The sequence below is a fragment of the Vulgatibacter sp. genome, from assembly GCF_041687135.1.
In the GTDB taxonomy this organism is placed as follows: Bacteria; Myxococcota; Myxococcia; order Myxococcales; family Vulgatibacteraceae; genus JAWLCN01.
On the sequence record NZ_JAWLCN010000016.1, the window covers coordinates 72,107 to 78,106 of the forward strand.

A 6,000-nucleotide genomic window follows, 5' to 3' on the forward strand; every position below is an offset into this window, starting at 1 on the left:
GCAATGCGACCGGGGGGAAGGTATTGGATGAGCTGCAGCCCCGTTCCCCGCCTCCCGGCCCCTCCGGCTTGACCGGGAATGGACCGGCTGTGAGACTCTCCTGCACCACAACCAGGTCTGCGGAGCAGGGGAGGCTGGTTTGCGTCATCGGTCTAGCGGAACGGTTTTTCGTGGGAGCTCTGTGCTCCTGCTTGTCGTGGGTCTTCTCGCTTGCGGTGGCGAGCAGCCGCCCGGGGGCGAGGGCGGAGCCGGAGGAGGCGGCGGCAGCGGTGGGACGGGGGCGACCGGTGGCTCTGGCGGGTCCGGAGGCATGGGTGGAAGCAGCGGGAGCGGCGGAACTGGTGGGTCGGGTGGCTCCGTCGATTCCTGCGGTGACGGTCATCTCGACCCGGGTGAAGAGTGCGATGACCGGAACGACGTGGTCGGCGACGGTTGCTCGGATTCCTGTGCCATCGAGGGTACGTGCGAGAACCCCCTGAACTTCACCGACCTCGCGATCCCCGACGGCGACCAGCTGAACGTGCACGGCTTCCTCCCCCGGCGGGACGGCACGGTCGAGGGGAGCTGCGGCGGCAGCGGGGCCGAGATGGTTTTCAGATACCGCGCGCCCGGCGCCGGTGTTCTCCGCTACGGCATCGCCTCTCACGATGAATCGGCGGTCGCCTACGCACGGACCGATTGCTCGGATGCGTCTTCCGAACTTCGGTGCGGTGTGCGCAGCGTGGCCCAAACCATTCTGACCACGGGGGCCGCCGACTACAACATTGTGGTGGATAGCGCGGGCCAGAGCGGCTCCGAGTACGTGCTGGGGGTCTACTTTGCGCCCTACCGCCGGGAGGGCCAGTCCTGTGATGCCAGCGTCCTCCGCTGCGGCCCTGGCCTCCTCTGTGCGGGAGGTGAGTGCGTCGTCGATCAGCCGCCAACCTTGGCGAATCCGCGAGCGCTGCGCGGAGGCTCGGACGGCGGCGATCTGATCGTGCTCGGCACCGTCACCGACGACTTCCAGGCTGGCTTCGCCGTCCAGTTCTTCGACGGACAGAACGAGCTTCTCGACCTTGGGCTCGAAGACCCGCGTTGGCGGGAGGACGTGAAACACCTGATCATCCCGTTCTCGTGGCCCGTGCCGAGGCCCACTGGCGGCTCCTACGAGGCGTGGGGAGCCCGTGAAGGTTTCCTCGCGGAGCATCCCGAAGTCGCGAGTGTGGCCATCGGCGTCATGGACCAGAACCACGTGTCGGAGATGGTCTCCGTTGCCTTCGAGGTGCAGCCTGAGAAGCTGGCCGGTCAGGCGTGCGAGAAGGAGATCCCGCTCGACAGGTGCTCCGAAGGGCTCTGGTGCTGGGACTCTCCGCGTGGCAGCACCTGCCAACATCCGGCTGTGATCCGAGCAACAGCGTGCGCTGCGGCTCCGCTGGTCGCCGTCGGTAGCTCGACCGTCCTGAACGCATCGGGCGAGAGCATGTGGGAACCGACCGACGCCTGCTGGGAGTCGATGGACAAGGAGGTGTACCCGGAGGGCCTCGCCCGGCTGGTTCTTGATGCGGACGTTGCGACGCTGCGCCTCCACACGATCCACGGGGAGACGCGTTCTACTACGCTGCTCTCGCTCTACAGCGGCTGTGGTGAATCTGCGCCTCCGCTCGGCTGCGACCACTACGGCGACCTGGCAGGAAACCCCGCACAGCGGTCCGATCTCACGCTGCATGACGTGCCTGCCGGTGAGTACCTCATCGTTGTTGATGTGCTGGGTGGAGGCGATTACGGGCTGACCGTCAGTGCCGAGTAGCATCGGGGCGTGGGCTGCCCCTGCTAGGGCGCGGGCAGCCCCTCCCGGTACGCTCTTGCTAGCGACAGCCGCCGGTTCCCAATACGTACCCAACCGGTGTCCACTTCGCTGCGCTCGCAAGTACTTCGCTGAACACCTCTGCGCTAGGGTTTCCCCAGTGGTTCCAACGGCTTGATGCGGCAAGCGCCGGATCTCACTCGGGTTTCTTGTTCAGGTGGTCGCGGGTTCGATTCCCGCCGCCTCCACCATTTGATAGCCCGGCAGCCGGTTGGCTGCCGGGCTATTTTGTGCCCAGCTGCGAGCGATTCCATCGCGCAGATAGGACGCTGGGCCCGCCGGACAGGGATCTAGCCACGCTGGGGGCGGACAGCGGAATCCTGAAGAGTTGGTCAGCAGGCGCCGAGAGTGGGTGCGTGCGGTCGAGGCGCGTTCTTGGGGCAGGCACGAGCAGCGATAGCCTCTACTTGAGACGAGCGCTGAAGCACGACCCCCGGAAGTCGCCGAATTTACGTAGGAAATTGGCGGGCGTCGGTGCGTTGCCAGCGGGTTGATGACTCGCTTCTTACATCGACGCCAGCGGACGGCCTCCCGGCCGCTTGGCCTGTCCGAAGACCATCGGCAATCAGATCGGCAGAGTGATCGGCAGAATGTGGCCTGCCCCAACGCTTGCTGCCATACGGATGCGCCCGAAGAATGCGATAATAGGGCTAAATTGACGTCCGACCGGATCGGCAGCAGGATCGGCAGAATGTACGCAGAACCGCATCAGATGGAGCCCATGCTCCCCAAGCGGCATCGCGCCCAACTCGAGGAGCTGGCGACCGAGCTCCTGCGGCGCTCCGCCGCGCTCGGAGGTCGCCTGCCCGGCCCTACGCGCAGAACGCTGGTGGAGGTGCTGCGCCAGATGAACAGCTACTACTCGAACCTGATCGAGGGCCATAACACCCACCCCCTGGAGATCGAGCGGGCGCTCAACCGGGACCTGTCGAACGATCCCGCCCAGCGTGAGCTGCAGCTCGAGAGCCTCGCTCACGTCGAGGTGCAGCGGCGAATCGAAGAGCGCTTGCGCCTCGAGCCAGAGCTCGTGCTGACCTCCATCGACTTTCTCTCGTGGGTTCACGCGGAGTTCTATGCACTCGTGCCTGACGGCTTCCGCGTAATCCGCGATTCGCGAGGTGAAGCGCATTCGTTCGAGCCCGGTGAGCTACGGAAGCGCGATGTTGAGGTAGGGCGGCACATCCCGCCGACGAGCAGTTCAGTTCCCGAATTCATGCGCCGCTTTCAGGAGGCATACGATCAGTCGAAGCTCGGGCCGCTCGAGAGAATCTACGCGGCCGCGGCGGCCCATCACCGGTTCGCCTGGATCCATCCTTTCCAGGACGGGAATGGCCGCGTAGCGCGTCTCTTCACCGACGCATGGTTTGCCAAGGCGTGCGTCGATTCGCATGGCCTCTGGACCATCAGTCGCGGACTCGGGCGCAATGCTACGCGCTACAAGCAGATGCTCGCGAGGGCGGACGAACCACGCATGGGCGACTACGACGGACGGGGGAACCTCTCCGATCGCGCTTTGGGAGAGTTCAGCGTCTTCTTCCTCGAGACGGCGCTCGATCAAGTGGAGTTCATGAGCGGCCTGCTCGATTTCGGGACCGTGCACAACCGCATCCGCGGTTACGTGGAACGCCGCGCAGCGGCTAACGAGCTCCGCCCGCAGGCATTCCATGTGATCTGGCAAGCGCTGCTCGAAGGGGAGATCGCCCGCGGCGAGGTAGGCCGCATCGCCGGCATGCCTGACCGCACGGCACGCTTGCTCATCGGCGAGTTGCTCTCACAAGGCTTGCTGCTCTCCGACTCGCCGAAGGGTTTGCTGCGGCTTGGTTTGCCCCTTCACGCGGTCGCGTACTACTTCCCGCGGCTCTTCCCTGAAGGGATCGAAGAATCGCTCCTCGCATCGGCACCGCCCCCGCTCGCCACCACGCCGCGGCCAACCGCGAGAGGGAACTCGCGAGCATCGACGGTGCGCCGGCAGCGAGGGCATCGGGACTAGGCCCCTGGCATCGGGATGCGGTCTCGGCAAGCCTACCTCAGCGGCAGGCCGGATTCGTGCAGCGCAGCTGGCGGCCGCTGGGCACCCGAGGGTGCGTTCCACACTCCCTGCAGGCCTGTGCCTTCCCTTCGCAATACGGGGTGAAACGGCATTTCCAGAACGTTCCGTATCTCCCCTCGTATCGGAGCAGCACGCCGCCCCCGCATTCCGGACAGGGAACTGGTGCCGCGACAACGCCCCCGCTCACCATCCCTGCATACGGCGGCGTCTGCACCTCCTCAGCGAACGCGGACGGACGCGAGGAGTCCGTGAGCAGATAGACGTGGCGTCGCCCGCGGGTCACCGCGACGTAGAAGAGGCGCCGCTCCTCGGCGTTGGGGTACCCGCTTGCATCGGCGAGCACGAGCTCCAATACCGGGTCGTCGGTGACTTCGGAGGGAAACCCGTAGGCACCGCTCACCAGGTCGAGGACGATCGCGTAGTCGGCTTCCAGGCCCTTGGAGCTGTGGGCGGTCTTGTACTGGAGGTCGAGCTGACTGTAACGCCGCTGGAGGGCGGCCAGGTTTTTCGGGCAGGTGTGACGGTAGCGTCCGAGGAGTAGGACGGACACCCGCTCGGCAGTGTTTTCCCGGCGGGAAATCTCCCCCAGCGCGTTGCGCAAGGGGGCATCGACGGGGTCACCGATCTGCCGCACGAGGACGGTTACGGCCGGGACGCCCACGCGGGTCTGCGACGTGAGCCGCTTCCGCAACTCCTTGGGGTTCTGGGTGACGAAGGTCGTGCTGAACGACAGGAGCTTGTCGTTGAAACGGAAGGTCCGATCGAGGTCGGTCCGGCGCGTGTACCCGAACACGTCGGCGAACGACGTCATGATGGCGATGTCGCTACCTGCGAAGCGGTAGATCGACTGCCAGTCGTCGCCCACGCAGAAGAGTTGGCGCTGGTGATGCTGGGAGAGGAGGGCGACCAGCAGCCGGCTTCGGCCCCGCGCGATGTCCTGGAATTCGTCGACGATGACGTGTGTGAAGGGCGACTTGTAGAGCCCGCGTTCCACGTAATCGGCGGCTCGCGCGATCATGTCGTCGAAGTCGAGCTCGCCTTGCGAACGGAGCGATTCTTCGTAGCGTTCGAGCAACGCCTCGAACACCTGGAGGAACGAGAAGAGGCGGGAGGAATCCGGATGCGCGCGCGCGGTCTTCCGTAGCTCCTCGAGCGTCCACCCGTTTCCCTTGTAGACGCTGAGGAATGTGCCGAGCAGGTCGGCGACAGGCGAAAGCGTATCGTCGTTGCCGACGAGCGCCCGCACCTCCGCCTCGGGCAGCGGGCGGGCGACGACGCCGGCCGTGCGCAGCCGTGACTCGAGCGCCGCCAGCAGGCTGCCCTCCTGCGACTCGTACGAGTAGGTCTCGACGAGTCTGGTGCCGTGTTGCCGATGCAGCTCACGCTTCCAGCGCATGCCCTCCGCGTACCGCCGCTTGTCGATACCCGGCGCAGTGCCGCCGGACCGGTCGATGCCCCAGTGCTCGATATAGATCCCGTGGTCGGGGAGGAAGAAATCCGGCTTGTTGTTAGCTCCCGCGCTTCGTCGCTGACCACCGCCGCTGCAGCACCGAGATTCGCCACCGCCTGATCAACTGGACCGGTGCCCGTCTGCGAGAGTGCCGGCCAGAAATTTCCCCCGCTCTTCCACCGACGCGACGATTTCCCGCGCGGTGGGCATGGGGCCCGCCCGATACCGAAAGAAAGATGGCCCGCCACGGGTGCAACCGTGCGGGCCGATGACTGGTGCAGTGTCGGTTCGCATGCCGGCTCACCAGTGAGGAATACGTTACGCAGGAGGGGTGGCGCTTCGCAACATTGGAGCGCTGTCCCGAGCACCCCGAGGGTGGCTGCGGCTTCGCCCGGCACACCGCGTACACGAGGGTCGAGCCGCCGGGCTGCAAGATCGCCCGCTGGTACTGCCCGAAGGCCCGCAAGACCTTCAGCTTGTTGCCGGACTGCCTCTCCTCGCGGCTGCGCGGCTCGCTCGCCGAGGTCGAGCAGGTCGCCGCGGCTGGTCGAAGGGGCCCTGATCAGCGTCAACTATTCTTGCCGGTCAACGACAACTGTTCCTGCCGGTCGTGCCTTGGTGGGTGCCCCTCCCGCCGCGTAGTTGTCGCCGGGAGGG

General features: G+C 66.0%; 3 protein-coding genes. 2 read left to right on the plus strand and 1 reads right to left on the minus strand.

Annotated features, from left to right (window positions below):
* Positions 1-310: 310 nt before the first annotated feature.
* Both ACESMR_RS23260 and ACESMR_RS23265 read left to right on the plus strand, forming a co-directional pair.
* On the plus strand, positions 311-1,786 hold the full coding sequence (locus ACESMR_RS23260) for a hypothetical protein (RefSeq protein ID WP_373049526.1): 1,476 nt from the start codon (positions 311-313) through the stop codon (positions 1,784-1,786).
* A gap of 748 nt (positions 1,787-2,534) precedes the next feature.
* Positions 2,535-3,833, plus strand: coding sequence for a Fic family protein (locus tag ACESMR_RS23265; RefSeq protein WP_373049527.1), 1,299 nt, complete (start codon positions 2,535-2,537; stop codon positions 3,831-3,833).
* A gap of 37 nt (positions 3,834-3,870) precedes the next feature.
* Here ACESMR_RS23265 and ACESMR_RS23270 read toward each other — a convergent pair whose 3' ends face one another.
* Complete coding sequence (locus tag ACESMR_RS23270; protein WP_373049528.1) at positions 3,871-5,289, minus strand: UvrD-helicase domain-containing protein; 1,419 nt, start codon at positions 5,287-5,289, stop codon at positions 3,871-3,873.
* Between the last annotated feature and the right edge of the window lie 711 nt (positions 5,290-6,000).